The organism is Kitasatospora sp. NPDC097643 (genome assembly GCF_040302625.1).
Classification (GTDB): domain Bacteria; phylum Actinomycetota; class Actinomycetes; order Streptomycetales; family Streptomycetaceae; genus Kitasatospora.
Genome location: NZ_JBEOSA010000034.1, coordinates 1 through 24,525, shown reverse-complemented (window position 1 = coordinate 24,525; position 24,525 = coordinate 1). Strand labels below are relative to the sequence as shown.

The window sequence follows — 24,525 nt, the reverse complement described above, 5'->3', positions numbered from 1 at the left end:
CTTGACAAAGCCCGCCCCCGCCCCCGCTCCGACCTGGGCCCCTGCCCCCGACGGTGGCCGCCCGGACCCACCGGCTCGCCCCGGCCGAGCACGCCCCCACCGCACCACCCGCACCACCCGCGCTCCCCGCCCACCCTCCCCGCGCACCCGGGGCCCGCACCCGGCTGCGCCGACCGGGTGGCCGGGCAGGCGGGGCCCGCCCCGATCGCGGCGGGGTGAGCGGGCAAGCCCCGCCACCGACGGGAGGATGCGGCCATGACTGCGAGAACCGGCGTACCCGACGGCTCGTCCGAGCAGGCCACCAGCGCGGGGCTCGTCCTCCTGACACTGGCCGCCGGACAGTTCCTGATGGCACTCGACAGCTCCGTGATGAACGTGTCGATCGCGACCGTGGCCCAGGACGTGGGCACCTCGGTGACCGGCATCCAGGGCGCGATCACCGCCTACACCCTGGTGATGGCGGTGCTGATGATCCCCGGCGGCAAGGTCGGCGCGATCATCGGCCGCAGACGCGCCTTCATGGCCGGCTGCGCCGTCTACGGCTGCGGCTCGTTCACCACGGCGATCGCCCCGAACCTGCCGGTGCTGCTGCTCGGCTGGTCGTTCCTGGAGGGCGTCGGCGCGGCGCTGATCCTGCCGGCGATCGTGACGCTGGTCGCCGGGAACTTCCCCGAGCAGCGGCGCCCGGCCGCCTACGGAATGGTCGCGGCGGCGGGGGCGGTCGCGGTCGCGCTCGGGCCGCTGATCGGGGGCATCGCCACGACGTACTTCTCCTGGCGCTGGGTGTTCGCCGGCGAGGTGGTGGTGGTCCTCGCCATCCTCGCGCTCGCCCGCAAGGTCGCCGACACGCCGCCCGCCCGGCGCCCGCGGATCGACCTCGTCGGCGCGTTCCTCTCGGCCCTGGGGCTCGGCAGTTTCGTGTACGGGGTGCTCCGATCCGACGAGTGGGGCTGGTTCCGGCCCAAGCCGGGGGAGCCGTCCTGGTTCGGGATCTCGCCGGTGATCTGGCTGATGATGGCCGGCCTGTTCGTGGTGTGGCTGTTCCTGCGCTGGGAGCACCGCGTCACCCGGCGCGGCGGGGAGCCGCTGGTGGACCTGACCCTGCTGCACAACCGGCAGTTCGCCGGCGGCCTGACGATGTTCTTCTTCCAGTACCTCGTCCAGATGGGCGTGTTCTTCGTCGTCCCGCTCTACCTGTCGGTCGCGCTCGGCCTGTCCGCACTGACGACGGGCGTGCGCATCATGCCGCTGTCGCTGACCCTGCTGCTGGCCGCGGTCGGGATCCCCCGGCTGTTCCCGAAGGCGTCCCCGCGCGCCGTCGTACGGCTCGGCCTGCTGACGATGGTCGCCGGCGCCGCCGTCCTGATGGCGGCCCTGGACGCCGGATCGGGCGCGGAGGTGACCACCGTCCCGCTGCTGCTGGTCGGCCTGGGCATGGGCGCCCTCGCCTCCCAGCTCGGCGCGGTCACCGTCTCCGCGGTGGCGACCGAGCGCAGCGACGAGGTCGGCGGCCTGCAGAACACCGTCACCAACCTCGGCGCCTCGATCGGCACGGCACTCGCCGGATCGATCATGATCGGGGTGCTCACCGCGTCGTTCCTGAGCACCGTGGAGCAGAGCCCGGCGATCCCCGCCGAGGCCAAGAGCCGGGCGGCCGTGGAACTGGCGGGCGGCGTCCCGTTCGTCTCGGACGCCCAGCTGCAGAGCGCCCTGGACCAGGCCGGCGCGAACTCGGAGGCGACCCAGGCCGTCCTCGACGCCAATGACCACGCCCGGATCGAGGGCCTCCAGGCCGCCCTGGCCGTCCTCGTCCTCACCGGGCTCCTCGGGCTGTTCTTCGTGCCCCGCATCCCGACGACCCAGCCCGGCACCGCCCCGACGGACAGCCCGCCCCGGCCCACCCGCCCGACCTAGCCCGCCCGACGACCGGCCGGGCGCCGCGCCGCGCCGCCGGGGGGCGTTCGTGTGACCTCACCGGCGTCGTGCTGCGCCCGGCCGACTGCTGCTGGCATGGTCGAAGGGGGTGCAACGGGACGGCGTGGAGAGGTGTGGCGATGAGCAGGGTCGAGGAATCGATCGAGGTGGACGTGCCGGTCCGGGCCGTCTACGACCAGTGGGCGACCTTCGAGGACTTCCCGAAGTTCATGGAGGGCGTGGCGGAGGTCCGGCAACTGGACGACCGGCACGCCCACTGGCGCACGAAGATCGCCGGGCTGACCCGGGAGTTCGAGACCGAGATCGTCGAGCGGGTGCCCGAGGAACGGGTCGCCTGGCGCACCACCGGCGAGAGCGTGAAGCACACCGGCACCGTCGACTTCGAACCGCTCGGCGAGGCCCGGACCAGGGTGACGATGACCATGGTCTTCCAGCCCACCGGCCTGGCCGAGAAGGCGGCCGACAAACTGGGCGTCCTCGGCGTCCAGGTACGGGGCGACCTGCGCCGCTTCAAACGCTTCGTCGAGGACCGCGCCGCCGGCCCCGCCGACCGCCCGTAAATGGGTTGGGCCCACCCGCCCCCGCTTGGTACCGTCCGGGTGGCCGTGAGAGCGAACGAGGAGGTGAGACCCATGAAGGCGGTATCCGTATGGGTGCTCCCCCCTTTCCGTCACGGTGGGCGGCTGACGTAGGTGTCGCCGGGAGCGCCTGAGCGCAGGCACTCCCGAAAGGCAACACCAATGAACCCTGTGAACCCCGCACACTCCACCGCGCACTCCACCGCGAACCCCGGCGACGACGACACGCTCGTGGTCACCCGGATCTCGGACACCCAGTGGCACGCCGTGGCAGACGACCGGGTGGTCGGCCACGGCGACGCCGCCCGCCGCCCCGACGGGCGGCTCTTCATCAGCGTCGACGCCTGGCACGCCGCGGTCCACGACCGCATCGCCGCCGCGATGCTGACGGACCTGCCCACGCCGCTGCACACCGTGGTCGACGAGGCCGACCACGACACGAAGTCCGCCTGGGAACGGGCCGGCTTCACCGTCGCCCGCCGCGAGTGGGGCTACTGCGTCCCCACCGACCCGCAACTCACCGGGCTCGGCCCGGTGCGGCCCCCGTCGGGCGTGAGCGTCCTGGCCGCCGGCGAGGCCGAGGAGGGCCCGCTGCGCGCCCTGGACCGCGTCGTCCGCGACGAGGTCGAGGCCACCGCCGGATGGCGGACGATGCCGGCCGAGGTGCTGCCCCGCCCGGCGGGCGTCACCCTGCTCGACCCCGCGAAGTACGCGGTGGCACGCGAGCGCGACCGGTACGTGGGACTGGTCCGGGTCACGCCGCTGCCCCGCCGGCCACGGATCGGGCTGATCGCGGTGCGGGCCGACAGCCACCGCCGCGGCATCGCCCGGGCCCTGCTGGCCCACACACTCGGCGCCCTGCACGACCGCGGCACCACCACCGCCTGGGCCGAGGTGGACGAGTCCAACACCGCCGCCGTCGCCCTGTTCGAGGGCATCGGCGCCCGCCGCGAGGGCAGCACCCTGGAACTCTCCCGCCCCTGACACCCCGCCACATCCCCCCCCGTCACCGCACACCGAACCGAGGGACCGTCATGACGAAAACACGAGACGCCATAGAGGTCGAGGGCACCGTCCTCGAATGCCTGCGCAACGCCACCTTCACGGTGGAACTCCCCAACGGGCACACCGTGCTCGCCCACATCAGCGGAAAGATCCGCAAGAACCACATCAAGATCCTCCCGCACGACCGGGTCCTGGTGGAACTCAGCCCCTACGACCTCACCCGCGGCCGCATCCGCTTCCGCTACCGCTCATAGCGCCTCCGGCGTTCTCTGCCCGCGGCGAATCTGCCGCGGGCAGAGAAACCGCATCCGGGCCGCCCCCGAGGTCAACAGTGGAGTCGACGGCATCCCCGCCCCCGGACAAGGAGCCCCGATGACTCCCTTCACCACGCCCCTCGCCACGCCCCCGCCCCGCGCGGAGCAGGGCGACACCCCGCCCAGCCGCTTCGACGACCAGCTCGCGGCCCAGCTGCTCGCCCAGCGGATCGTCCTGCTCGGCACCCAGGTCGACGAGGTGTCGGCCAACCGGGTGTGCGCGCAGCTGCTGCTGCTGTCGGCGGAGGACCCGCGCACCGACATCTGCCTGTACATCAACAGCCCCGGCGGGTCGGTCACCGCCGGTCTGGCCATCTACGACACCATGCGGCTGATCCCGAACGACGTGGCGACCCTGGCGATGGGGTTCGCCGCCAGCATGGGCCAGTTCCTGCTCACCGTCGGGGCGCCCGGCAAGCGGTTCGTGCTGCCGAACGCGCGGATCATGATGCACCAGCCCTCGGCGGGCATCGGCGGCAGCACCGCGGACATCGAGATCCAGGCGGAGAACCTCCAGCACACCAAGCGGACCATCGAGCGGATCACCGCCGAGCACACCGGGCAGAGCGCGGAGACGATCGCCCGCGACGGCGACCGGGACCGCTGGTTCACGGCCGAACAGGCCAGGGAGTACGGGCTCGTGGACAAGGTGGCGGAGTCGTTCGCCGACATCCGCCCGGCCGCGCCGCGCCGACGGATGGGGCTGTGACATGGGGTCGTACACGGTTCCCTACGTCATCGAGCGGACCGCGCAGGGCGAGCGCTCCTACGACGTCTTCAGCCGGCTGCTGAACGAGCGGATCATCTTCCTCGGCACCGAGATCGACGACGGGGTCGCCAACGTGGTCATCGCCCAACTCCTGCACCTGGAGTCGGAGAACCCGGAGCGCGAGATCTCGATCTACCTCAACTCGCCCGGCGGATCGTTCACTTCGCTGATGGCGATCTACGACACGATGACCTTCGTGCAGGCGCCGATCTCCACCTTCTGCGTCGGCCAGGCGGCGTCGACGGCCGCGGTGCTGCTGGCCGGCGGAGACCCCGGGCGGCGCTTCGTCCTCCAGCACGCCCGGGTCCTGCTCGGCCAGCCCGCCAGCGGCGGCCGCCAGGGGACGGTCTCCGACCTCAGCCTCGCGGCCAAGGAGATGGTCCGCATCCGTTCCCAGGTCGAGGAGGTCCTGTCCCGGCACACCCACCACGAGGTGGCGACCCTGCGCGCGGACATGGACCGGGACAAGGTGCTCAGCGCCGAGGAGGCCGTCGCCTACGGACTCGCCGACGAGGTGCTGAGCCGCCGCCGCGCGTTCGCCTGACCCTGCGCCGGTGGCCGGTGGCCGAACCGGCGGCCGGTACGACGGGGGTGTACCGGCCGTCGGTCCGTCAGGCCGCGAGGCAGAGCCCGTCGTACTGCGCCGTGGGGGAGTGCCGCCCCAGGCCCGCCCGGCTGCTGCGGCTGTACCGGACCAGCTCGTCCTGCGCGAGCGACAGCAGATCGCCGAGGCCGAGCCCGAGGGCCTGCGCGGCCGCCGCGAGCACCTCGGAGGAGCCCTCCTTGCGCCCGCGCTCCAGCTCCGACAGGTACGGCATCGAGATCCGCGCCGCCTCCGCGACGTCCTTCAACGTCCGCTCCTGCGCGAGCCGTTCACGCCGCAGCACACCCCCCACGAGGTCACGCAGCAACGGCTCCCGCACCGCGGGCGCCTGCGGGCCCCCCGCCGGCCGCTGCGGGCCCCGGCCCGCCCCACCCGCCCCGGTCGGCGGCGAGGCCTGCGGGCGCAGGGGAATGACACGGGCTTCGTTCGGCGCATGAGTGCTCACTCCCTCAGCCTAGGCATCCACGCCGCCGGGGGAAGACCACGGCGTTCTGCCCTGGGTGAAGCCCGTGAGCACCGGGGGCTCAGCAGCAGTAGCCGTGCGCCTCGGCCCTGCTGAAGTCGCCCGCGGCGAACGCCCCGGCGGGGATGGTGAAGTACATCGTCCCGGCATCGCCCCAGCCCCACCCGAGTTCGGCGTCCTCGGGGAGCTGGAGCAGATGGACGGCGGGACCGTCGTCGTCACGGGAGGTCACCGACACCGTGTACGAGGTGTCGGGCCAGCCGAACGCGCAGTGGTGGCCGGCGGTGTTCCCGTTGAGGTCGGGCATCTCGTCGAGGACGAGCGAGGGCGCGCCCCAGTGCCGGTCCTTGTCGTACGGGAGGTCGTCGTTCTCGAGGTCCCAGCCGTCCGGGAGCATCGTCACCTCGACCGCGTGGACGGGTCGTTGCGGGTAGCGGAGGGCGGGCTCGGGGGCCGTCGTCGCGACCGCCCGCGCGGGATCGGCGGGAACCACCCGCCACGCGTCGGGGTGGTACGGGTCCAGCTCGCGGTACTCCTCGTACGGCACGTCGGGATCGAGGTAGAAGAAGTTCAGCAGGCCCGGCCGGGTGGGCAGTTGATCCCCGAGCCACTCGGCGAGCGCATCGGTGTCGAGCACGGCGTGCAGGGACAGCGGGACGCCCGCCGACACCGGCCACGGGGTGCCCGGTTCGAGCAGCGCGGGCCCACCGAGCCGGGACCGGCCGGCGGCGGGCGCCTCCGGCGAGGCCGGCACCAGCCGGAAGCCCCGCCGGGCCATCGCCGCGAACTGTCGCCCGGCCTCCGGGCCGAGCCGCTCCACACACAGCCGGCGCATGACGGCCGGGTCGTCGAAATCCATGCGGCGATCCTCTCAACCCGCGGGCACCGCACCGCACGGCCCCCGCCCGGGGAGGCAGGACTCAGGCGGCCGCCACCGACTGGGGGAAGGCGAAGACGCCGTCCGGGTCGTAGCGGTGGGCCACGTCCTTCAGCCGCGGGAGGTTCCCGCCGTAGTAGGCGCGGCCCCAGTCGGGCAGCGTGGCGTCGATGTAGTTGACGTAGGCGCCGTGCGCGCCGATCCCGGCCAGCCCGTCGCGGATCGCGTCCACGGTGGCACGGACCCGGTCCTCGTTGATGGCCGTGGCGCCGGCGTAGACCTGGGCGCTGGCGAGCGAGTCACGGTGCGGGAAGGCGGTGGCGTCCGGGGCGAGCTCGCCGACGGCCCCGCCCAGGGAGTCCAGCAGCAGGCTGACGCCGGTACGCCCCGCCATCAGCGCCGTGGCCTTCGCCGGATCCAGCGGCGCCGGCCCCAGCATCCGGGAGACCGCGACGAAGCCGGCCCGGGGCAGCACGCCGCCCTCCCAGGTGGGATGGCACTGGGCGACGGTGTCGTTCGAGCAGCCCGCCATGAACATCATCGCTCCCAGGTAGTCCTTGGGGGAGACGGTGCGCGACGTCGGGGTGGTGCCGGCCGCCCGCACCAGCCGGTCGAGCAGCGGGTCGACGCCGCTCGGGTCACCCACCCAGCAGCCGACGATCCGGCAGCCGGGCGGGGTGCCGCCGGAGATCTGGCAGCTGGCCCAGAGCTCGTACGGGGCCCCGGCCACCCACTGCTGCCAGGCCCCGAGCACCTGGGTCACCGAGCCGGCCGGGAAGCGGAGCACGAAGACGGTCAGCCCGGGCGCGGCAGCGGTGGCGAAGTCGAACCGGGTCACCACGCCGAAGTTGCCGCCACCGCCACCGCGCAGCGCCCAGTACAGGTCGGGCTCCTGCGACGGCGAGGCGGTGAGCAGGCGCGAGTCGGCGGCCACCAGCTCGGCCGCGGCCAGCCGGTCGCAGGTGAGCCCGTACTTGCGGGTCAGCACCCCGATGCCGCCGCCGAGGGCCAGGCCGGCGACCCCGACGGTCGGACAGCTGCCGCCCGGGATCAGCCGGCCCGCCTGGGCGAGCGCCGCGTACACCTCGATCAGCCGGGCGCCGGCGCCGACCTCGGCGGTGCCGTCGGGGCGCACCCGGACGTCGGCCATCCCGCGCAGGTCGATCACCAGGCCCCGGGCGGGGATGCTGTAGCCCAGGTAGCTGTGGCCGCCGCTGCGGGCCGCGATCGGGATCCCGTGCCCGCGCGCCACGTCCAGGCAGGCCCGCACGTCGTCCGCCGACCCGCACTGCGCCACCGCGGCCGGCAGCTGACCGTCGTTCAGCCGGTTGTAGCCGAGCCGGGCGGTGCCGTACCCGGGATCGGCCGGGAGCACCAGCCGGCTGCCCAGACGCTTCCGCAGCGCCTGCCAGTCGGCAGGCGCGGCCGCCCACCGGCGGTCGCGGGCCGGGAACGCCGCCAGCGCGCGGGCGGGCGTGCCGGGGGCGGGCGTGCTGGCGGCGGGTGTGCCGCGGACCACCGCCAGGGTGGCGGCGGCGCCGCAGGCGGCGAGGAGGCGTCGTCGGTCGATGGTCATGGCGCGCCCTTCTCCCGTGCGGCCGGAGCGCGGTGTGCTGTCCTGCCGATCGTCACGCAGCCGCGGGACACCGGCGTGCCGGACTGCGCCTTCCGGCGCGCGGGCCGCCGGCCGGCCGTCGCTGCTGCCGCGTCACCGCCACGGCATCCGGGCCCGTGCCGTCCCCGCGTGCCGCGCCCGTGTCGGCCCATACCGCCCCTGTGCCGCCCCCGCCGGCCGCGCGGGTGACGTCGTGCCCGCTCGACAGCCCTCCGCCGCCGCCTGGTCGGTCGTCCGGTGGGGGCGACCGGCCAGGCGGCGGCGGAGGAGGTCCTGCTCGGCGGGGTTCGCGGTGCTCAGGTCGCAGCGCTCGGGCCGCGGTGCTCAGGCCGCCGTGGTCAGGTCGGCCTGCCGCGGTTCGGGGCGGACGGCCCGGGCGGGCAGTCGGCGCTCCAGGCGGAGCAGCAGGGCGCCGCCGGCCAGTGCGGTGGCGGCCAGCACCAGCCAGGGCAGTCGGCTGTCGAGGGCCAGCAGCCCGGTGAGCAGCGAGGGGGCGAGGGCCGCGGAGAGCGACCAGGAGAGCTGGTAGGTGGCCATGTAGCGGCCGCGGACGGCGGCCGGGGCGGTGTCGGTGACCAGGGCCGAGGCGGCCGGGTTGTGGACGATCTCGCCGAGGGTGACCACGACCACCACGGCGAGCAGTCCGGCGGTGGTGAAGCGTCCGGTGGCGGGCACCAGCAGGGCCTGGGCGAGGAAGCCGGCGGCGAACAGGGCGGCGCCGGTGGCGGCGGCCCGGTTGCGGGTGGTGAAGCGGCGCACGGCGAGCCCGGCGGGGACGCCGAGGGCGGCGCAGAGCACGGTGTTGACGGCGAAGGCGAGGCCGGCCAACGAGGCGGAGGCGTGCAGCACGCCCGTCACGTACACCGGGAGCAGCACCGCGAGCGAGGCGTAGCTGAGGGAGATCAGCAGGTTGGCGGTGGCCAGGCCGAGGAACGGCCGGTCGGCCAGGACCGCGCGGTAGCCGACGTGCCCGGTGCTGCGCGGGGCGGGGCCGTCGCCGGTCGCGGGGCCGTCGGCAGCCGCCGGGCCGGTGTCCGGGCGGGCGTCCGGGACACGGCGGACCAGGGCGGCGGCGGCCAGGAAGCTGGCGGCGTTGAGCAGGGCGGCGACGGTGTAGCCGCCGTCGCCGGCCAGGCCGACGAGCAGGGCGGCGAGCATGCTGCCGGCGCCGAGGCCGGCGTTGGCGAGGCTGCGGCCGAGGGCGTTGACGCGTTCCAGGCCGCTGCCGGAGGTGAGTTCGCCGATCCTGGCCTGCTGGACGGCCGGGTAGCCGCGGGTCGCCACGGCGGTGACCAGGGTGACGGCGACGAAGGCGGGCAGCGCCGAGGCGAAGGGGTAGACGGCGAATCCGGCGGCCCGGACCAGGTGGAGGGCGATCTGCATGCGGCGGGCGCCGAAGCGGTCCACGGCGGTGCCGACCAGCGGCAGCGCGACCATTGCGAGCAGGCCGGTGGCGGTGAGCACCAGTCCGATGACGGCCAGCGGCAGGTCGGTGACGTGGCGGAAGAAGACCAGGCTGAACGGCACGTACATGCCGTTGCCGAGGGCGTCGATGGCCAGGGCCGTCATCAGGCTGCGTTCGCCGGGGAAGCCCGGGCTCCTTTTTGAAAGCATGTAAGTAACTTAGCACTAAGCTAATTGCTGTCAAGCTTCTTTCTGGCAAGTGATCCTGTGCCACACTGACCGCATGACCATCAGCGCCGACGCCGCCCCGAACCCGCCCCACACCGCTGCCCCGGCCACCGTCGCCACGGCCACCGCCGCCCCCGACCCGGTGGACGCGATCGCCGCCCAGTGGCGCCGGGAGCGGCCCGATCTGACGGAGTGCCTGCACGCCATGGAGGCCTTCGGGCGGATCTACCGACTCTCCCGCGGCATGGGCGACCGCATGGAGCGCGCGTACGCCGCATTCGGCATCGGGCGCGGCGAGTTCGACGTCCTGGCCACCCTGCGCCGCTCCGGCGAGCCGTTCTCGCTCTCGCCGCGCGAACTGACCGCCACCCTGATGCTGACCACCGGCGGCATGACCGGCCGCCTGGACAAGCTGGAGCGGGCCGGCCTGGTCACCCGTTCCCCCGACCCGAACGACCGCCGCGGACTGCGGATCAGCCTCACCCCCGAGGGCCGGTCGATCATCGACGGGGCGGTGGCCGCCGGCCTCGACGTCCAGCGCCGCGCCGTGGACACCCTCGGCCCCGAGCGGGCCGCCCAGCTCAACGACCTGCTGCGCGACCTGCTGGCCGCACTGGAGGCCTGAACCCGCGGCCCGCGACGGCGGTTCGGGGAACGAGGACGGGCCGGCGGCGGCCACGGGCGGCGTCCGCGAAGCCGGCCCCCGCTGACCCCGTCATCCGGTCCGGCTCTCCCCACTGACCCGGTCCTCCACGGCCCGGCGGCCCTCAAGGCGTCGGCGAGCCGTACCGGGTGGTGCCGTCACTCGAAGCGCGTGGGGTCGCCGGCCCCGCGCCGGACGATCTCCGCCGCGCCGCCGGAGAAGTCGACGACCGTCGTCGGCTCGGTTCCGCAGTCGCCGGAGTCCACCACGGCGTCCAGCACGTGGTCCAGCCGTTCCTTGATCTCCCACCCCTGGGTCATCGGCTCGTCCTCGCCGGGGAGGATCAGGGTGCTGGAGACGAGGGGCTCGCCGAGCTCGGCGAGCAGCGCCCGTGCGACGACGTGGTCGGGGATCCTGACCCCCACCGTCTTCTTCTTGGGGTGCATCAGACGGCGCGGGACCTCCTTGGTGGCGGGGAGGATGAAGGTGTAGCTGCCCGGCGTCGCCGCCTTGACGGCACGGAAGACCGCGTTGTCGATGTGGACGAACTGCCCCAGCTGCGCGAAGTTCTCGCACATCAGGGTGAAGTGGTGGCGGTCGTCCAGCCGCCGGATCGACCGGATCCGTTCGAGACCCTCGTGGTCGCCCATGCGACAGCCCAGGGCGAAACAGGAGTCGGTCGGGTAAGCGATCAGGGCCCCGGAACGGAGGCTGTCGGCCACCGTGCCGATGGTGCGGGCCTGCGGGGTCTGCGGGTGCACGTCGAAGTACTTCGCCATTGGCCGACCCTACGGGATCCACCGCCCGACCAGGCCCCGGCCCGCCCGGCCACCGGCGCCCGCTCCGCGCCCGGTGCCGCCCCCGATCGCGCCCGGACGTGCAGAGCCGGCCCCACGCGCCCCCGCTCGCCTTACGGTCAGTCGCCGGCCTCCGCAGCCCGGTCCGGCTGCCCCGTGTGCCATGACAGCTCGATCTCCAGCTCGATCTCGCCGTTCTCCAGCTCGACCTCGATCTCGGTGCGGAGTTCGTCGGGGACCCGTAGCGTCAGCTTCCCGGGCCCGAGGTCCAGCTCGGCCTGGCCACCGCGCCTGAGCGCGGCCGCCAGCGCGTCGAGCTGATCGGCGGCCTCGGCGCGTGACAGCGTGCGCTTCTGCTCGAACTCAAGATCCTTCACGGATGCCTCCCAAGCCGATGGAAACAGCAGCTGCCGCCATTCTCGCGCCGCCCGCCCCCATCGGCCCGGCGGCCGGCCACCGGCCCTGCGGGGGGACTCCGATGCCGCGTCGACGACGGCCTCCTCGTCGACGAACCTCTACTGACCCGTCCGACTGGCCCGTCCGACTGGCCCGTCCGGCGCAGCGTGACGCGCGGGCCGGGCGGGGTGCTGCGATCTTCGGAGGACGCCCGGCCGCGCCCGACCGCCGGGTCCCGCCGTCCCGAGACCGTGGAGGCCCGGATGTGGCAGGCGCCCCCCGCCCCCGTCAGCCGTGAGTGGCTCCCGGTGCTGGACATGCCGGCGTCCGGCCCGCAGAACCGCTGGACGGTGCTGCTGCGCGCCCTGCTGCTGATCCCCCAGTTCGTGGTGGTGTGGGTGCTGTCGGTGGCGGCGTTCTTCGTCGCCGTCATCGGCTGGTTCGGCGCGCTGGTGCTCGGCCGGCTGCCCGGCTTCGCGGCGGACTACCTCAGCGCGTTCGTCCCGTACGAGACCCGCGTCAGCGCGTACCTGATGCTCACCGTGGACAGCTACCCGCCGTTCCGCTTCCGGGCCCCCGACCACCCGGTGCAGGTCGGGCTGCGGCCGGGTGAGCTGAACCGGCTCGCCGTCCTGTTCCGCATCATCCTCGTCATCCCGGCGTCGATCGTGCAGGGCCTGGTGTACGCCGGGTGGTGGACGGTCTCGTTCATCAGCTGGCTCGTCGTCCTGGTCCTCGGCCGGATGCCGCAGCCGCTGTACGAGGCGACGACCGCGATCCTGCGCTACCGGGTGCGCTACGTCGCCTACCTGGTGATGCTCTCCTCCGCCTACCCCAAGCGCCTGTTCGGGGAGGAGCCGGACAGCGAGCCGGAGGGTCCGGTGTCGGCCACCCGCCCGCTCGTCCTGAGCTCCGCCGGGCGCGGCCTGCTCGTCGTCTTCGTCCTCCTCGGCCTGCTCTCCTGGGCGACGAGCTCGGTCACCGCCTCGGTGAACTCGGACGACAACGACGACGACACCAACCCGACCCGGCACGTCATCGCCCCCCTCGTGCCGGGCCCGGCCACCGCGAGGGTCGTCTCCACACCTCCGGCGGCTGGCTGACCGGCCCTCGGACCGTCCGTCCGCCGTCAAACCGGGGTGAGGACGTCCTGGTGCAGCCCGTCGAGGACGAAGCCGTTGTCCAGCCGGACCCGGACCGTCACCCGGCTCCCGCGCTCCCGGTGCGCGGCCCACTCCGGCTCCAGCGCGGCGATCTCCGCCTCCAGCCGCTCCCGGCTCGCCGCCGGCATGGTGTGGCCGTAGTCCTCGAACAGTGCTTTGAGCCGCTGGTACTCGCGCACCTCGTGGCTCTCCGGGAGTTCCCCCTCCACCCGCTCGACGGTGCCCTCCGTCCCGGCGCCCAGCGAGAGGAACCCGACGACGGCCCCGGGCTCCCCGGCGAGCGCCTCACCGATCCCGAGGTCCTCGGCCAACCTGACGCGCCGGCCTTCCTCCAGGGTCATCCGTCCACTGCCTCTCCATCGCTCCCTGCCGCCGGCGCCGCCGGCCCGCGGCCCGGCCGTCATCCGCCGGACACGTCACGGTACCGGGCTCCTGGCGGTAAACCGGGTGCACCGGGGGAGCGGGCCGCGTTACCCTCGGCACCATGAACGTCACCGGCCCCAGCACCCTCACCGCGACCGCGCGAGCGACCAGCTCGCCGGTTGCCGCCGCCTGACGTACCTCATCCCCCCGGCGACCGGAAACGGTCCGCCGGTGGTGGCCCCGGGGCGTTCGCCTCCCCGGTCCCGACGATCGCGTGGACTGTTGTCCGGTGCCTCCCCTGCTTCCCTCCGGAGCCACCCCATGAACACCGGCATGACCACCGGCATGACCACCGATCAGCTCGTCCGCACCTTCATCGAGTACTTCGAGGAACGCGGCCACCGCCGGATCAGCGGCTCGACCCTGCTGCCCCCGCCCGGAGACCCGGTGCTGTTCACCACCTCCGGCATGCACCCCCTCACGCCCTACCTGGAGGGCCGCCCGCACCCGCTCGGCAGGCGGCTGGTCAACGTCCAGCGCTGCCTGCGCACCACGGACCTCGACGAGGTCGGCGACCGCACCCACCTGACCGTCTTCGAGATGCTCGGCACCTGGTCCCTCGGCGACTACGAGGGCCCGCAGAGCCTCGACTGGGGCTACGGGCTGCTCACCGACGGGTTCGGCATCGATCCGGGCCTGCTGCACGTCACCGTCTTCGGCGGCGACGACCAGGTCGGCCCGGACACCGGCTCGCTGGAGCTGTGGCAGGACCGCGGCGTGCCGGTCGAGCTCACCGTCGAGGACAACTGGTGGTCCAACGGACCGACCGGCCCGTGCGGCCCGGACTCGGAGATCTTCCTGTGGACCGGCGACACCCCGCCGCAGTCGACGCCCACCCGCGACGACCGCTGGGTGGAGGTGTGGAACCACGTGATGATGCGCCACCGGCGCCTCGACGACGGCACGCTCGTCCCGCTCCCGCAGCGCAACATCGACACCGGACTGGGCCTGGAACGGCTCTCCTCGCTGTTGCAGGGCCGCTCGTCGGTCTTCGAGTGCGACGTCTTCGACCCCTGGCGCCGCCTCGTCCCGCCCCTGTGGCAGCTGGACGAACCGTCCCTGCGGCTGGTCTGCGACCACCTGCGCTCGGGCATCGTCGTCATCGGCGACGGCGTCCGCCCGTCCAACACCGGCCGCGGCTACGTGCTGCGCCGCCTGGTCCGCCGGGTGCTCACCGTGCTGCGCCGGGACGACCCGCGGCGCGGACTCGGCGACCTGCCCCTCGAACTGGTCCGGCACACCCTGGACCGCTTCCGCCAGGACGTGGACCCGCAGTCCGTGCGCCAGGTGCTGCTCGACGAGGAGCACCGCTTCGGCCGCCTCCTGGACCGTGGCCGCCAGGTGCTCTCCCGCCCCCGCTTCCGCGGCCCGCTGACCGAGGACGACCTCCACTACCTCCACGACACCCACGGCCTGCCCCGCGACCTCGTCCTCAACCTGCGCCCGCAGTAACAGCCCTGGGCCCGGCCCCGGGCGAGTCCTCCCGCCCGGGGCCGACCGCGGCGGCCCGGCGACACCGACGGCCTCGGGACGGGTCAGGACCGGCCGCGTTGCCGCCGTCCCGACCCGCGAACGGCCCGCAAACGCGGACGAGGTCCGGTACCCGAATTGGGTACCGGACCTCGTCCGACCGTGGAGCGCCAGGCCCGGATCGCACGGACTCTTCCTACTGAAAGTAGGACGTGCTCTGGTAGCACCGCTGACGCCTGGCGAGGAATCATCTCCCTCGCGACGAGAAGAATATTAGCAGGTCAGAGTCTCCATCGGCGACAGCCGATCACGGGCCGGCTGTCGCGGGGAGGCCCCGTCAGCGGCAGTTGTGGGTGGGCGGGTCGCAGAGCCGGACGTCGCCGACGCCCGGCAGGCCGACGATCCTCTGGCGCAGGACGGCGAGGTCGGCGGCGGGAGTACGGGGGTCGAAGACGACGATGAGCCTGCCGCCGGGTACGCCGCCCGTCTCGGCCAGGCTGACGTCCGTGGCGCCGTGGCCAAGGCCGGAGCCGTCGCCCCGGATCTCCGCCGGACGGGGGCCGAGGCCAAGGAGCGGGCTGCCTTCCCGGACGGTGGCGAGGTACGCGTCCGGCTCCCGGAAGTACGGGGCGACCCAGCTCTGGCCGATCACCCAGCCGGCCAGGCCGAGGGCCGTCGCCGACACCAGGCCGCCGACCAGCAGCGGTAGGCGGCGCGGCCCGGGGTGCGACCGGCTTCCCGCCGTCAGGAGGACGATGCCCGCCGGCGTCAGCGCGAACAGCCCGAAGAGGAAGCCGAGGGCCGAGAGCACGAGTACCGCCCAGCCGGTGGCCAGGCAGGCCGTCCGGAAGGTGGCCGCGTCCCGCGTGAACAGCGGTACGGCCGTCGCCAGCGAACCGAGCACCAGCGGACCGTCGATGAACGACCCGCCAACCACGACCACCCAGGCCAGCGCCGGCGCGGCGCACACCACCGCCAGCACCGCCAGCACCCGCGCCGCCCGTGGCACCCGCCGACGGGTAGCGCTCGCCGTCCCCATCTCCATCTCCGCCCACCCCCATTATTGAACGCGTTCAAATGAAGCGGGGCGTCACGATACCAGGGATCCCCGCACACGCGCCGACACGGCTGATGGCGTCTCAAACAGCCGTGGAGGCGGCCGCGACGTTGCAGGTCGGCCCTGCACCCGGGGCGGCGGCGCCCCCGGCTGTGACCGCGCCCACCATGGACTTGCTCGTTCGAGGCGGAGCTCAGGCCGTGAGGCAGACCAGCGCGCCGAGCCCGGCCAGCGAGCAGTACCAGGCGAACGGTTTCAGCGTGTGCGTCCTGAAGTACCTGCTGAGGAAGTGCACGGCCGCGTACCCGCCGACGAAGGCCATGACCGTCGCCACCGGCACCTGTGCGCCGAGATCGGCGCCGTACGCGTCGATCAGCGAGGGCAGTTCGAACAGGGCGGCGGACCCGATCACGGGCGCGGTGAGGAGGAACGCGAAGCGGGCCGAGTCCTCGTGGGACAGGCCGTTGAGGACGCCGGCGCCGATGGTGATCCCCGTGCGGCTGATCCCGGGCAGGAAGGCGGTGATCTGCGCCGCCCCGATGCAGGCCGCCTGCCAGTAGCTCAACTGGACGATCCGGCGGTCCGACTGCCCCTCGGCGGAGAGGTGCTCGTCGCCCGGGGCGACGTACGGCTGCGCCCGGCGCCGGCCGGAGCCGTCGCGCCGGAGCAACTCGACGCCGAACAGCACGAGTCCGTTCACGGTGAGGAAGACGGCGGCGGGGACGGGCTTGCCCAGCGCCGCCTTGAACACCCCGCTGATGGCCAGCCCGGCGACCCCGACGGGCGTGGCGCCCGCGATCACCAGCCAGGCGAGGCGCTGGTCCGGTTCGCGGATCAGCCGCCGGCGGACCGAACCGCACAGGCCCCGCACGATCCGCGCCCAGTCCTGCCGAAACCTGATCACCAGCGCCAGCGTGGTGGCCAGCCGCAGCCCCACCAGGACGGCCAGGTACGGCGAGCCCGGCGCGGACACGTCGAGGTCGTGCCGCCAGCGCCCGCCGATCAGCGCGGGCAGCAGGATGCCGTGGCCCAGGCTGGAGACCGGGAACAGCTCGGTGACGCCTTGCAACAGGCCGATACCGACGGCTTCGGGATAGGTCAGGACGGACATCTTCGACGACGACTTTCGCAATCGGCGGGAGGCCCGTGCACGGCCTCCGCACGAGGGTGACGCCGCTTCCCCCGTCCCTCGGCGGAGCGAGATTACTACAAGATGATCTATGTACTTCGCCGGCTCACCTGCGGGCTCACCCGCACTCGACGCCCGCCCGGCAACCGAGTTGACGCCCCGCCAGCGCCCGCCGAGATCGACACATCCGCGTGCGCCGACGGACCGCCCTGCCCCGCGAACGGCCAGCAAACGCGGACGAGGCCCGGCACCCCGAAGGGCACCGGACCTCGTCCGACCGTGGAGCGCCAGGCCCGGATCGCACGGACTCTCCCTACTGAAAGTAGGACGTGCTCTGGTAGCACCGCTGACGCCTGGCGAGGAATCAGCTCCTCGCGACGAGAAGAATACTAGCAGGTCAGAGACCCGTCAGCGAAGTCGATCCGCCCTGCTTGCCGGCGATGGCCACGCCGAGGCGAGGTCAGGACTGCGGCACGGCGGAGAGTTCGGCGTCGGTGGCGATGGTGCGGGGGTGGTGGGGGCCGAAGCGCCGGCGCCAGGCGGCGGCGCAGCGGGTGAGGTGTTCCCTCGCCTCGGCGCGGCGGTGTTGCGCGGCGAGGACGCTGCCGAGGACGGTGGCCGCTTCCAGACTGCGGTGATCGGTGAGGCCGTGGCAGGCCTCAGCGGCCTCAGCGGCCTCAACCGCCTGACGGGCCTCGGGCTCGGCCTCGTCCGGTCGTCCGAGACCGAGCAGGGCCTGGGCGGTGAGGGTGTGGAGCAGGCCCGCGTATCCGGTACCGCGGGCCTGCCGGCACCTCGCCTCGACGTCGGTGAGCACCTGCAACGCTTCCTCGTGGCGGCCTTGGCCGTTGAGGCTGCGCGCGAGGCCGAGGGAGAGGCCGGTTCGGTCGTGGTGGGCGAGGGCGGCCCTGAGGACGGTCTCGGCCTGGGCGTGGTGGCCGGCACTGTTGAGGACGAAGGCATGGGCGCCGCTGACGTTCTCCCGCAGGGGGTCGTCGTCGACAAGGCCGGTCAGAAGGGCCCGGGACTCCCGCTCGACCAGGTCGCGCTCTCCCAGGAACGCGAGTTGGTGCAGTCGGGCGGCACGCACCCACATCAGCTGCTTGTCGTCTCCGCCGTAGACCGGTGAGGCGGCGGTCAGGAGAGCGGTGTACTCGTCCGCGGCCTCGCGGTGGCGGCCCAGGTCGCTGAGTGCCTCCGCCAGGAGCCTCCATGCCCGCAGGCGCAGCCCGTCCATGGTCGGGTACACGGCCAGGATGACGCGTGCCAGTTCCTCGGCGCGCTCAGGGCGCCCCGACGCGAAATGCGCCTTCCCCAGGTGCAGTCGGACCCCGTTGGCGGACTCGTGCCGCTCTCCCCAGGCGGCCAGGGCCAGGGGGAGCAGCACACGCAGCTCCGCCACTGCTTCCTCGTGGCGCCGCAGCTCGATCAGTGCCCATGCCAGGCCGATGCGCGCGCTCAGGGTGGTCCGATCGGTTGCGCCCAGCTGCTCGGTCAGCAGTCGGACGACCTGCCGCAGGACGGGTTCGGCCTCCGCCCACGAACCGCCGGTCAGCAGGCGGTTCGCCTCGTCGGTCAGGGAGCCGACAAGCCGAGGGTCGTGCTTGCGCGCCCGACTCCGCCGCCACACCACCATGTTCGCTCCCTCACCCGGCGCCCGATGCGGCGATGATCGTATGTGCCTGCGCACGGTGCGACTCGACCCGGAGCGAGCCCGGCCGGACCGCTCCCGGCCTCAGGCAGGTCGCTCCTCGACCAGGCCGCAGGCGAAGGGGAACGATTCCAGGTACTCGCGCCGCCTCGGATCCGGTTCGACCGCGGCCAAGTCCCCGAGCACCCGCAGGAAGCGGCCGCGCTGGCCCGGCGGCAGTTGCCGCAGCACCCAGGTCACGCTCTCCGCCATCTTCACCGCGGAGTCGGGATCCACCTCCTCGTCCCCGCAGTTGTCGAGGAACCAGAGAGTGTCCACGACCAGTCCGGCGAGGACGGGCACCAGCGGGTCCGTGTCAATCATCCGGGCAACCTATCCGAACCCCACGACACCGAGAAAACCCACCGCAGCCGGCGCCGACCGCCGCACCAGGCGCCGGCTCCCGCGGCCCTCGGGGCGGCGCTACGGTCGGTCAGGCGATCGGGAGGAGCGGGCCGGTGCCGTCCGGCCGGGCCGGGCAGCACCACACGGCGGCGCCGTCCACCACGGCCGCGCGCATCGGGTGCGGGTGCCCCGGGCACGGGGGCAGCGCCGTTCCGTGGGTCAGTTCGACCGCCCAGTCCTGCAGCCGGTCCGCGAGCAGCACCAGGGCATCGGTCGGTGCCAGGTCGAGTGGCAGGTGGACCCGCGTCCACTCCGCGTCCAGGGTGACGGTCACGTACACGCCGGCGTCCAGCGGCGGGCCGTCGGACGAGGCCGACGGTCCGTCCGGCGCTGCGATGGTCAGCGCCGAGCGGTACGGCGCGTCGGGGCCGGGCAGCGGGGCGGGGGAGGGCCGACCCTCCGGCACGGTCGTCACGTCGATACGGCACCGGCCGCCCAGGCCGAGACGGTCGACGACCGTCCCGGCCCACACGGCCGCCGTCGTCGCAGGATTGGTCATCCGGCGATTATCCGCGAAGCGGCACCAGGCCGCCGGCGAACGTCAGCGTGCCGCGACCGGGACGCCCGCCCACGGTGACCGAGAAGGTCATCTGAGTCCTTTCGTGGATACCCCCGGCTTCAGCCGGGGGTGGGGGTGCCTCCCGCTTGCGGGGGAGAAACGAAACTCCTGCGGAGCAGGGCATGGGGCTGCGATTCGCAGCCAAGGCGGACCGCGGTGCTCTGATCCGCAGATTTGATCGTTATCCTGTGGCCCCGCTAGTTTGTGAGCGTGACCACGAATCACGTGAAGCGGGCGTTCAAGTACCGCTTCTACCCGACCGATGCGCAGGCGGCTGAGCTGTCGCGCACGTTCGGGTGTGTTCGCAAGGTCTACAACCTGGCGTTGCAGGCGCGCACGGAGGCGTGGACCCTGCGTCAGGAGCGGGTGAACTACAACGCCACCTCCGCGATGCTGACCGGGTGGAAGAAGACCGAGGATCTGGCCTACCTGTCCGAGGTCTCCTCCGTTCCGTTGCAGCAGACGCTGCGGCACTTGCAGGGGGCGTTCACCAACTTCTGGCAGAAGCGGGCGAAGTACCCGACGTTCAAGTCCCGGAAGAAGTCCCGCAAGAGCGCGGAGTACACCACCAGCGGGTTCCGGTTCCGCGACGGCAGGCTGACCTTGGCGAAGATGGCGGAGCCGCTGGACATCGTGTGGTCGCGTCCGCTTCCGGAGGGTGTCTTGCCGTCCACGGTGACGGTGTCGCAGGACGGCGCGGGACGCTGGTTTGTCTCGATGCTGTGCGACGACAGGCCGTTGATGCCCGCCCCGGTCAATGCGGCAGTGGGTGTCGACGCCGGCATCACCGCACTGGTGACACTCTCCACCGGAGAGAAGATCACCAACCCGCGGCACGAGCGCAGGGACCGGGAACGCCTGGCCAGGGCCCAGCGGGACCTTGCCCGCAAGGCCAAGGGCGACGGCACCAACCGGGCGAAGGCGCGTATCAGGGTCGGCAAGACCCATGCGCGGATCGCCGACCGGCGCAGGGACTTCCTGCACAAGCTCACCACTCGACTCGTCCGCGAAAACCAAGTGGTCGTGATCGAGGACCTGACCGTGAGGAACATGCTCAAGAACCGCAGGCTCTCCCGAGCCATCGCGGACGCGAGCTGGACCGAGATGCGGTCGATGCTGGAGTACAAGGCCGACTGGTACGGACGCGAGGTGATCACCGTGGACCGGTGGTTCCCCAGCTCGAAGCTGTGCTCGGCCTGCGGCACCCTGCAAGGCAGGATGCCGCTGAACGTCCGCGAGTGGACGTGCGGCTGCGGGACGACCCACGACCGGGACGTGAACGCGGCGAAGAACATCCTGGCCGCCGGGCTGGCGGTTACAGCCTGTGGAGACGGTGTCAGACCTCAACGGAGCACTCCGGGCGGGCAGTCGTCGGTGAAGCAGGAAGTCGTCCCAGCACCCCGCACACGCGGGGCGTCTCAGCCGCGAGGCTGAGGGGAATCGCCCCCCTTTAGGGGGGAGAGGATGTCAAGTAGTCCTGGTAGTCGATCGCGTCCCAGGAGGCGACCTGGCCGATCGTCCCGTGGAACAGGTAGGACTTGCCCACCGTGTGGGGGCTGTTGGCCGGCTGCGACTTGCCGTTGCGCCACCAGCGCAGACCGGTCTCCCGTACCGGGCTGCTGATGATGGCCTGGATCGCCGGGGAGATCTTGTACCCCCAGTTGATGTTGTTGTAGGCGCAGTTGTGGCGGGCGGAGAAGGTCCCCCGGGCGTCCGTCCAGCTGCGGTTGTCGTAGCACTTGAGCACGCCCCGGCCGGGCGAGCCGCCGCCCGGGTCCTGACCGGCGGCGACCGGGTCACCGCCCTTGGCCGCAGTCGCCGCCGGGACCGTGACGGCATCCGGCTCGTCGGGGGAGACGACGTCGGCCTCCAGGACGGCCCGCTCCTCCGCGCTCAGCAGGTCGTTCGCGGAGGCCGGGGTGGCGGCCACCACCTCGGTCAGCTTCGTCAGTTCCTGGGCGATGTCCGCATCGGAGCGGGCCGGCGGGGAGCCGTCGCTCGACGGGGTGGGCGGGTCGAGGTCGACGGTGAGCGTGGCGGTGGCGTTGCCGAGGTCCTCGGTGACGGTGAACGTGGCACCGGCCCGTGCCGTGGAGGGCTCCGCCTGGGCCGGCCCGGCGTGGGCCGCCGGTATCGGCGCGAGAACCGCCGCGCTCAGGGCGAGGGCAACGGTGGCGGTGATCCGTCGGGACCGTGAGGTCCGTAACTGCGACTGCGACTGCGGCTGTGACATGAGTGGGCTCCCCGAATTCGTGGCCGGCCCGGCAGCCCCCGGGATCGGGAACTGCCTTGGTGGCAACCGGCTTTGGGAACGTAGCAGTCGAAGATTCCGGCACTCGGGGCATCTTGGGCCATCCCGGATGGCCGCAGCGGAATTCCCGTCGATCGGGTACCGGGAGCTCGTTCGACGGGATGACACGGTCTCCGCCCGGAGGCACTTGCGCCCGGGGAGGTGACGGATTCCGGCCGTGCCGGCGTGGTGCCGGAACCGGCGCAATCCAAAGGGAACAGAACGGAACTGCACGAAAGGGAAAGGCTGGTTGAGCACGGTGGAGTTTCGGACACGCAGGATGTTCGACGCCAACGGGAGGAAATCCTCTGTGCGCCCCCCACTCGGCGGGGCTACCGGCGGTACCGCCTCCCCTGCGGGGCGGACGTCCAATCCTGTTCGGTGATACGACAGTTGGCCGAGATGACCGTCATGCCGACGGTAGTCGGTAGAAGTCGCAGCGCCTTCGACGTCACCGTCGCATCGAGACCGAATCGTCCTCGCCCGGCCGCCCCGACACCGCACGACCCTTCCGATCCGCGGCCGCCGCTCGCGAGTCCCGCCCGAATCCGTACGGGAACGATGGGGCAGACCGTGGTCGCCTCTCCGGGGAACCTCCCACGGCGCAGCACGGGGATCGGCCCGGCCCGGCCGGGAGGCGGTTTCGCGGGGTGCCGGGTGCCGGGTGCTCGGGGGGGGGGGGCGGACGGGCCGGGGGTCAGCGGGCGCTGCCGAGGTTCCGGTCGTGCTCGGCGCCTTCGAGCAGGAGGGTGGTCTCCTCGACGCGGCGGAAGCGGCCGTCGGGGGCGAACTCGGCGAAGACGTAGACCTCCATGCGGACGGTGGACCCGTCGGTCTTGCGGACCTCCATCGTGTGGCGGTCGGCGTACCGGTTGCCGTCGGCGAGCTCGTCGTGCACCTCGACCGAGCCGCCGGCCACGACGGTGCGCAGGTGGGCGATGTGGGCGAGGAACTCGGTGCGGTCCGCCCAGCTTCCGTCGGTGCGCTGGCGGTAGTCGGGGGCGAAGTGCCGGTCGGCGGCCTCGTCCAGGTCGAGGCCCGGGGTGAGGAGCAGGTCGGTGATGGCGGTGCGGATGTCGGTGCGGATACCGGTGCGGTTCACGGGGATTCCTTCGGTGACGGGCGGGAGTGTCCCGCCGTGGCTCGATCGGAGATGCGTGCCTGAAGCACGCTTATGACTGTACAGGAAAAGCGTGCGCTGCGCACGCTAATTGGTTGTGCCGCCGGCCCTGACCGACCGCCACCGGCCCGGCGGGGCCGTCGGCAGAGCGCGCCGGGGACATCCTCAGGACCAGGTCACGACCAGTGCGGGCGGTGTCGGCGGGGAGGCGTAGGGTCGTCCTGGCGTTTCAAGCCAGGTCGATAGGCGTGGAAGGTATGCGGGTGTGTTCGTGACGACCGGACAGGCCGGGCTGGCCCTGGGGTGCTCGATCCCGACGGTGAGGAAGCTGATCGCCACCGGCGTGGTCCCCGGCGTCCGCCTGCCATCGGTCTCCGGCGGCCCGATCGCCTACGTCACCACCAACCCGACCACCGCCACCACCACCGCCGAGGGGGAGTGACCCGCTGATGGACCGCAAGACGTACACCACCGAGCTCGCCTCGCTGCGGGAGCTGCGCGCCGAGATCACGGCCGCCGAGAAGCAGATCGCGGCCGCGCAGAAGGAACTGGACAGGCTCGCCGCCCAGCGGGCGCGCCGGGTGACCGGGCTCGCGGGGTACGAGGGCGCGAAGGCCGACGCCATCGCGAAGGCCGCGGGTCTGTCGGTCGGCGACGTCGTGCGGATCGCCCCGGTGCTGGACCCGACGCCGGCGGCCGTCCGCGCGGCCAAGTCCGAGGACCAGGCCGCCGCGCCCGCGCCCGTCCAGGCGCCCGCGGCCGAGCCCGAGCCCGAGCCCGCGCCCGAGTCCGCGCCGGCCGCCGAGCCCGTCGCCGCCGTCGCCCCGGCGCTGACCCGCCCCGCCCCCGCCGCTTCGCCGGCCGACCAAGCCGACCAAGCCGACCAGGCCGCCCCAGCCGCCCCCGCCGCTGCCGTGGAGCGTCCGCCGGCCGCAGTCGCCCCGCGCGAGCTGCCCACCCTCCCCGAGGGCCCGGCCGGCGCACGGTTCGAGGCGGTGACCACCGGCCTGCTCTCCAAACGCCCCAACTTCACCCAGCAGGCCCGCAGCACGGTGTTCCTGGACGCGGCCGCCGGGCTGCTCGCCGTCCGCGACCAGACCGTCCGCCTCGACCTCGGCGCCCGCACCCCCGGGGAGATCCTGGACGCCGTCCTCGCCACCGCCCCCGGCACGGAGCGGATCTACATCACCGCCGGCGCCCCCTGGCACGACGGCGCCGAGCGCTACTCCACCCTCAAGGACGCCGTCGCCGCGTGGCTGAACACCCCGTCCGAGCGATGGACCACCGCCGTCGGCAGCGGCCGGGACAAGCTGGCCGGCCACTTCGTCCACCAGCGCCAGCCCGTCGGCCGCTACGCCCCCGCCGCCGCCCCCGACAGCGGCACCACCGAGATCCGCTCCCTCGGGGAGTGGTTCGACCCGGACGGCGCCGACGTCGTCACCTGCCGCCAGGCGTTCACGCTGCTGTGGCAGGCGCTGCGCCGGCACTGGGACGACGCGGTGCTGATGGGCTCGCCGTCGCAGACCGGCCGGGACCTGTGGTCGCGCACCATCCCCACCAAGGGCAAATGGGCCGGCGGCTACCCGGTGCT

At 73.1% G+C, this 24,525-nt stretch carries 25 protein-coding genes and 1 pseudogene; 12 read left to right on the top strand and 14 right to left on the bottom strand.

The window, feature by feature from the left end; translation table 11 throughout:
* Positions 1-255 precede the first annotated feature (255 nt).
* The 6 genes from ABTY15_RS22050 (at position 256) to ABTY15_RS22025 (ending at position 5,145) form a co-directional block, all read left to right on the top strand.
* Positions 256-1,914, top strand: coding sequence for an MFS transporter (locus ABTY15_RS22050; RefSeq protein WP_350596403.1), 1,659 nt, complete (start codon positions 256-258; stop codon positions 1,912-1,914).
* 140 nt (positions 1,915-2,054) lie between these two features.
* Positions 2,055-2,495 (top strand): SRPBCC family protein, encoded by a 441-nt coding sequence (locus ABTY15_RS22045; RefSeq protein ID WP_350596400.1) that lies wholly within the window; start codon positions 2,055-2,057, stop codon positions 2,493-2,495.
* Positions 2,496-2,684: 189 nt separating this feature from the next.
* Entirely contained in the window at positions 2,685-3,497 is an 813-nt protein-coding gene (locus ABTY15_RS22040; protein ID WP_502893563.1) for a GNAT family N-acetyltransferase, read from the top strand.
* 50 nt (positions 3,498-3,547) lie between these two features.
* A complete protein-coding gene (gene infA, locus ABTY15_RS22035) occupies positions 3,548-3,772 on the top strand; it encodes a translation initiation factor IF-1 (RefSeq protein WP_350596390.1) in 225 nt (74 codons plus the stop codon).
* A gap of 118 nt (positions 3,773-3,890) precedes the next feature.
* Complete coding sequence (locus ABTY15_RS22030; RefSeq protein ID WP_350596386.1) at positions 3,891-4,541, top strand: ClpP family protease; 651 nt, start codon at positions 3,891-3,893, stop codon at positions 4,539-4,541.
* Between the two features lies 1 nt (position 4,542).
* Positions 4,543-5,145 (top strand): ClpP family protease, encoded by a 603-nt coding sequence (locus ABTY15_RS22025; RefSeq protein ID WP_350596384.1) that lies wholly within the window; start codon positions 4,543-4,545, stop codon positions 5,143-5,145.
* Positions 5,146-5,212: 67 nt separating this feature from the next.
* Here the strand turns inward: ABTY15_RS22025 and ABTY15_RS22020 are convergent, their stop codons facing one another.
* The 4 genes from ABTY15_RS22020 to ABTY15_RS22005 form a co-directional block, all read right to left on the bottom strand.
* Positions 5,213-5,650, bottom strand: coding sequence for a helix-turn-helix domain-containing protein (locus ABTY15_RS22020; RefSeq protein ID WP_350596380.1), 438 nt, complete (start codon positions 5,648-5,650; stop codon positions 5,213-5,215).
* A 79-nt stretch (positions 5,651-5,729) separates the two neighbouring features.
* Positions 5,730-6,527: a DUF1963 domain-containing protein gene (locus ABTY15_RS22015; RefSeq protein WP_350596376.1), complete on the bottom strand. Its 798-nt coding sequence runs from the start codon at positions 6,525-6,527 to the stop codon at positions 5,730-5,732.
* 61 nt (positions 6,528-6,588) lie between these two features.
* Complete coding sequence (locus tag ABTY15_RS22010) at positions 6,589-8,121, bottom strand: FAD-binding oxidoreductase (protein WP_350596373.1); 1,533 nt, start codon at positions 8,119-8,121, stop codon at positions 6,589-6,591.
* Between the two features lie 363 nt (positions 8,122-8,484).
* Positions 8,485-9,774 carry an MFS transporter gene (locus ABTY15_RS22005; protein ID WP_350596368.1) on the bottom strand — a complete coding sequence of 430 codons (1,290 nt, stop codon included), beginning with the start codon at positions 9,772-9,774 and terminating at the stop codon, positions 8,485-8,487.
* A gap of 73 nt (positions 9,775-9,847) precedes the next feature.
* On the opposite strand from ABTY15_RS22005, the gene ABTY15_RS22000 reads away from it, so the two are divergent.
* Positions 9,848-10,417 carry a MarR family winged helix-turn-helix transcriptional regulator gene (locus ABTY15_RS22000; protein ID WP_350596362.1) on the top strand — a complete coding sequence of 190 codons (570 nt, stop codon included), beginning with the start codon at positions 9,848-9,850 and terminating at the stop codon, positions 10,415-10,417.
* Positions 10,418-10,593: 176 nt separating this feature from the next.
* On the opposite strand, the gene ABTY15_RS21995 is transcribed toward ABTY15_RS22000, so the two are convergent.
* Positions 10,594-11,214 (bottom strand): L-threonylcarbamoyladenylate synthase, encoded by a 621-nt coding sequence (locus ABTY15_RS21995; RefSeq protein WP_350596357.1) that lies wholly within the window; start codon positions 11,212-11,214, stop codon positions 10,594-10,596.
* A 137-nt stretch (positions 11,215-11,351) separates the two neighbouring features.
* Positions 11,352-11,609, bottom strand: coding sequence for an amphi-Trp domain-containing protein (locus tag ABTY15_RS21990; RefSeq protein WP_350596350.1), 258 nt, complete (start codon positions 11,607-11,609; stop codon positions 11,352-11,354).
* A gap of 282 nt (positions 11,610-11,891) precedes the next feature.
* On the opposite strand from ABTY15_RS21990, the gene ABTY15_RS21985 reads away from it, so the two are divergent.
* Positions 11,892-12,731 carry a DUF4389 domain-containing protein gene (locus ABTY15_RS21985; RefSeq protein ID WP_350596347.1) on the top strand — a complete coding sequence of 280 codons (840 nt, stop codon included), beginning with the start codon at positions 11,892-11,894 and terminating at the stop codon, positions 12,729-12,731.
* A 26-nt stretch (positions 12,732-12,757) separates the two neighbouring features.
* On the opposite strand, the gene ABTY15_RS21980 is transcribed toward ABTY15_RS21985, so the two are convergent.
* Positions 12,758-13,132, bottom strand: coding sequence for a hypothetical protein (locus ABTY15_RS21980; protein ID WP_350596344.1), 375 nt, complete (start codon positions 13,130-13,132; stop codon positions 12,758-12,760).
* Between the two features lie 367 nt (positions 13,133-13,499).
* Between ABTY15_RS21980 and ABTY15_RS21975 the strand changes: the two genes are divergently transcribed.
* Positions 13,500-14,666 carry an alanine--tRNA ligase-related protein gene (locus tag ABTY15_RS21975; RefSeq protein WP_350596653.1) on the top strand — a complete coding sequence of 389 codons (1,167 nt, stop codon included), beginning with the start codon at positions 13,500-13,502 and terminating at the stop codon, positions 14,664-14,666.
* 355 nt (positions 14,667-15,021) lie between these two features.
* Here ABTY15_RS21975 and ABTY15_RS21970 read toward each other — a convergent pair whose 3' ends face one another.
* From ABTY15_RS21970 to ABTY15_RS21950, 5 genes are all read right to left on the bottom strand, one after another.
* Positions 15,022-15,729, bottom strand: a complete 708-nt coding sequence (locus tag ABTY15_RS21970) for a hypothetical protein (protein WP_350596342.1) — start codon at positions 15,727-15,729, stop codon at positions 15,022-15,024.
* A gap of 205 nt (positions 15,730-15,934) precedes the next feature.
* Positions 15,935-16,852: an undecaprenyl-diphosphate phosphatase gene (locus tag ABTY15_RS21965; RefSeq protein WP_350596338.1), complete on the bottom strand. Its 918-nt coding sequence runs from the start codon at positions 16,850-16,852 to the stop codon at positions 15,935-15,937.
* 478 nt (positions 16,853-17,330) lie between these two features.
* Positions 17,331-18,506, bottom strand: a complete 1,176-nt coding sequence (locus ABTY15_RS21960) for a tetratricopeptide repeat protein (RefSeq protein WP_350596336.1) — start codon at positions 18,504-18,506, stop codon at positions 17,331-17,333.
* Positions 18,507-18,605: 99 nt separating this feature from the next.
* Positions 18,606-18,884, bottom strand: a complete 279-nt coding sequence (locus tag ABTY15_RS21955) for a hypothetical protein (RefSeq protein WP_350596334.1) — start codon at positions 18,882-18,884, stop codon at positions 18,606-18,608.
* 109 nt (positions 18,885-18,993) lie between these two features.
* Positions 18,994-19,464 carry a hypothetical protein gene (locus ABTY15_RS21950; protein ID WP_350596331.1) on the bottom strand — a complete coding sequence of 157 codons (471 nt, stop codon included), beginning with the start codon at positions 19,462-19,464 and terminating at the stop codon, positions 18,994-18,996.
* 264 nt (positions 19,465-19,728) lie between these two features.
* Between ABTY15_RS21950 and ABTY15_RS21945 the strand changes: the two genes are divergently transcribed.
* Positions 19,729-20,958, top strand: coding sequence for an RNA-guided endonuclease InsQ/TnpB family protein (locus tag ABTY15_RS21945; protein WP_350596328.1), 1,230 nt, complete (start codon positions 19,729-19,731; stop codon positions 20,956-20,958).
* A 16-nt stretch (positions 20,959-20,974) separates the two neighbouring features.
* On the opposite strand, the gene ABTY15_RS21940 is transcribed toward ABTY15_RS21945, so the two are convergent.
* Together ABTY15_RS21940 and ABTY15_RS21935 are read right to left on the bottom strand one after the other, a co-directional pair.
* Positions 20,975-21,757: a hypothetical protein gene (locus tag ABTY15_RS21940; protein WP_350596325.1), complete on the bottom strand. Its 783-nt coding sequence runs from the start codon at positions 21,755-21,757 to the stop codon at positions 20,975-20,977.
* Positions 21,758-22,511: 754 nt separating this feature from the next.
* Entirely contained in the window at positions 22,512-22,916 is a 405-nt protein-coding gene (locus tag ABTY15_RS21935; protein WP_350596321.1) for a nuclear transport factor 2 family protein, read from the bottom strand.
* 283 nt (positions 22,917-23,199) lie between these two features.
* On the opposite strand from ABTY15_RS21935, the gene ABTY15_RS21930 reads away from it, so the two are divergent.
* Positions 23,200-23,376: a MerR family transcriptional regulator gene (locus ABTY15_RS21930; protein WP_350596317.1), complete on the top strand. Its 177-nt coding sequence runs from the start codon at positions 23,200-23,202 to the stop codon at positions 23,374-23,376.
* Positions 23,377-23,383: 7 nt separating this feature from the next.
* Positions 23,384-24,525: pseudogene (locus tag ABTY15_RS21925) on the top strand (hypothetical protein); the annotation flags it as partial.

Excerpts from the sequence above, each read along its gene's own strand:
- ABTY15_RS22050 (WP_350596403.1), top strand. The coding sequence starts at position 256 with ATGACTGCGAGAACCGGCGTACCCGACGGCTCGTCCGAGCAGGCCACC.
- ABTY15_RS22045 (WP_350596400.1), top strand. The coding sequence starts at position 2,055 with ATGAGCAGGGTCGAGGAATCGATCGAGGTGGACGTGCCGGTCCGGGCC.
- infA (WP_350596390.1), top strand. The coding sequence starts at position 3,548 with ATGACGAAAACACGAGACGCCATAGAGGTCGAGGGCACCGTCCTCGAA.
- ABTY15_RS22030 (WP_350596386.1), top strand. The coding sequence starts at position 3,891 with ATGACTCCCTTCACCACGCCCCTCGCCACGCCCCCGCCCCGCGCGGAG.
- ABTY15_RS22025 (WP_350596384.1), top strand. The coding sequence starts at position 4,543 with ATGGGGTCGTACACGGTTCCCTACGTCATCGAGCGGACCGCGCAGGGC.
- ABTY15_RS22015 (WP_350596376.1), bottom strand. The coding sequence starts at position 6,527 with ATGGATTTCGACGACCCGGCCGTCATGCGCCGGCTGTGTGTGGAGCGG.
- ABTY15_RS22010 (WP_350596373.1), bottom strand. The coding sequence starts at position 8,121 with ATGACCATCGACCGACGACGCCTCCTCGCCGCCTGCGGCGCCGCCGCC.
- ABTY15_RS22005 (WP_350596368.1), bottom strand. The coding sequence starts at position 9,774 with ATGCTTTCAAAAAGGAGCCCGGGCTTCCCCGGCGAACGCAGCCTGATG.
- ABTY15_RS22000 (WP_350596362.1), top strand. The coding sequence starts at position 9,848 with ATGACCATCAGCGCCGACGCCGCCCCGAACCCGCCCCACACCGCTGCC.
- ABTY15_RS21995 (WP_350596357.1), bottom strand. The coding sequence starts at position 11,214 with ATGGCGAAGTACTTCGACGTGCACCCGCAGACCCCGCAGGCCCGCACC.
- ABTY15_RS21985 (WP_350596347.1), top strand. The coding sequence starts at position 11,892 with ATGTGGCAGGCGCCCCCCGCCCCCGTCAGCCGTGAGTGGCTCCCGGTG.
- ABTY15_RS21980 (WP_350596344.1), bottom strand. The coding sequence starts at position 13,132 with ATGACCCTGGAGGAAGGCCGGCGCGTCAGGTTGGCCGAGGACCTCGGG.
- ABTY15_RS21975 (WP_350596653.1), top strand. The coding sequence starts at position 13,500 with ATGACCACCGATCAGCTCGTCCGCACCTTCATCGAGTACTTCGAGGAA.
- ABTY15_RS21970 (WP_350596342.1), bottom strand. The coding sequence starts at position 15,729 with ATGGAGATGGGGACGGCGAGCGCTACCCGTCGGCGGGTGCCACGGGCG.
- ABTY15_RS21965 (WP_350596338.1), bottom strand. The coding sequence starts at position 16,852 with ATGTCCGTCCTGACCTATCCCGAAGCCGTCGGTATCGGCCTGTTGCAA.
- ABTY15_RS21960 (WP_350596336.1), bottom strand. The coding sequence starts at position 18,506 with ATGGTGGTGTGGCGGCGGAGTCGGGCGCGCAAGCACGACCCTCGGCTT.
- ABTY15_RS21955 (WP_350596334.1), bottom strand. The coding sequence starts at position 18,884 with ATGATTGACACGGACCCGCTGGTGCCCGTCCTCGCCGGACTGGTCGTG.
- ABTY15_RS21950 (WP_350596331.1), bottom strand. The coding sequence starts at position 19,464 with ATGACCAATCCTGCGACGACGGCGGCCGTGTGGGCCGGGACGGTCGTC.
- ABTY15_RS21940 (WP_350596325.1), bottom strand. The coding sequence starts at position 21,757 with ATGTCACAGCCGCAGTCGCAGTCGCAGTTACGGACCTCACGGTCCCGA.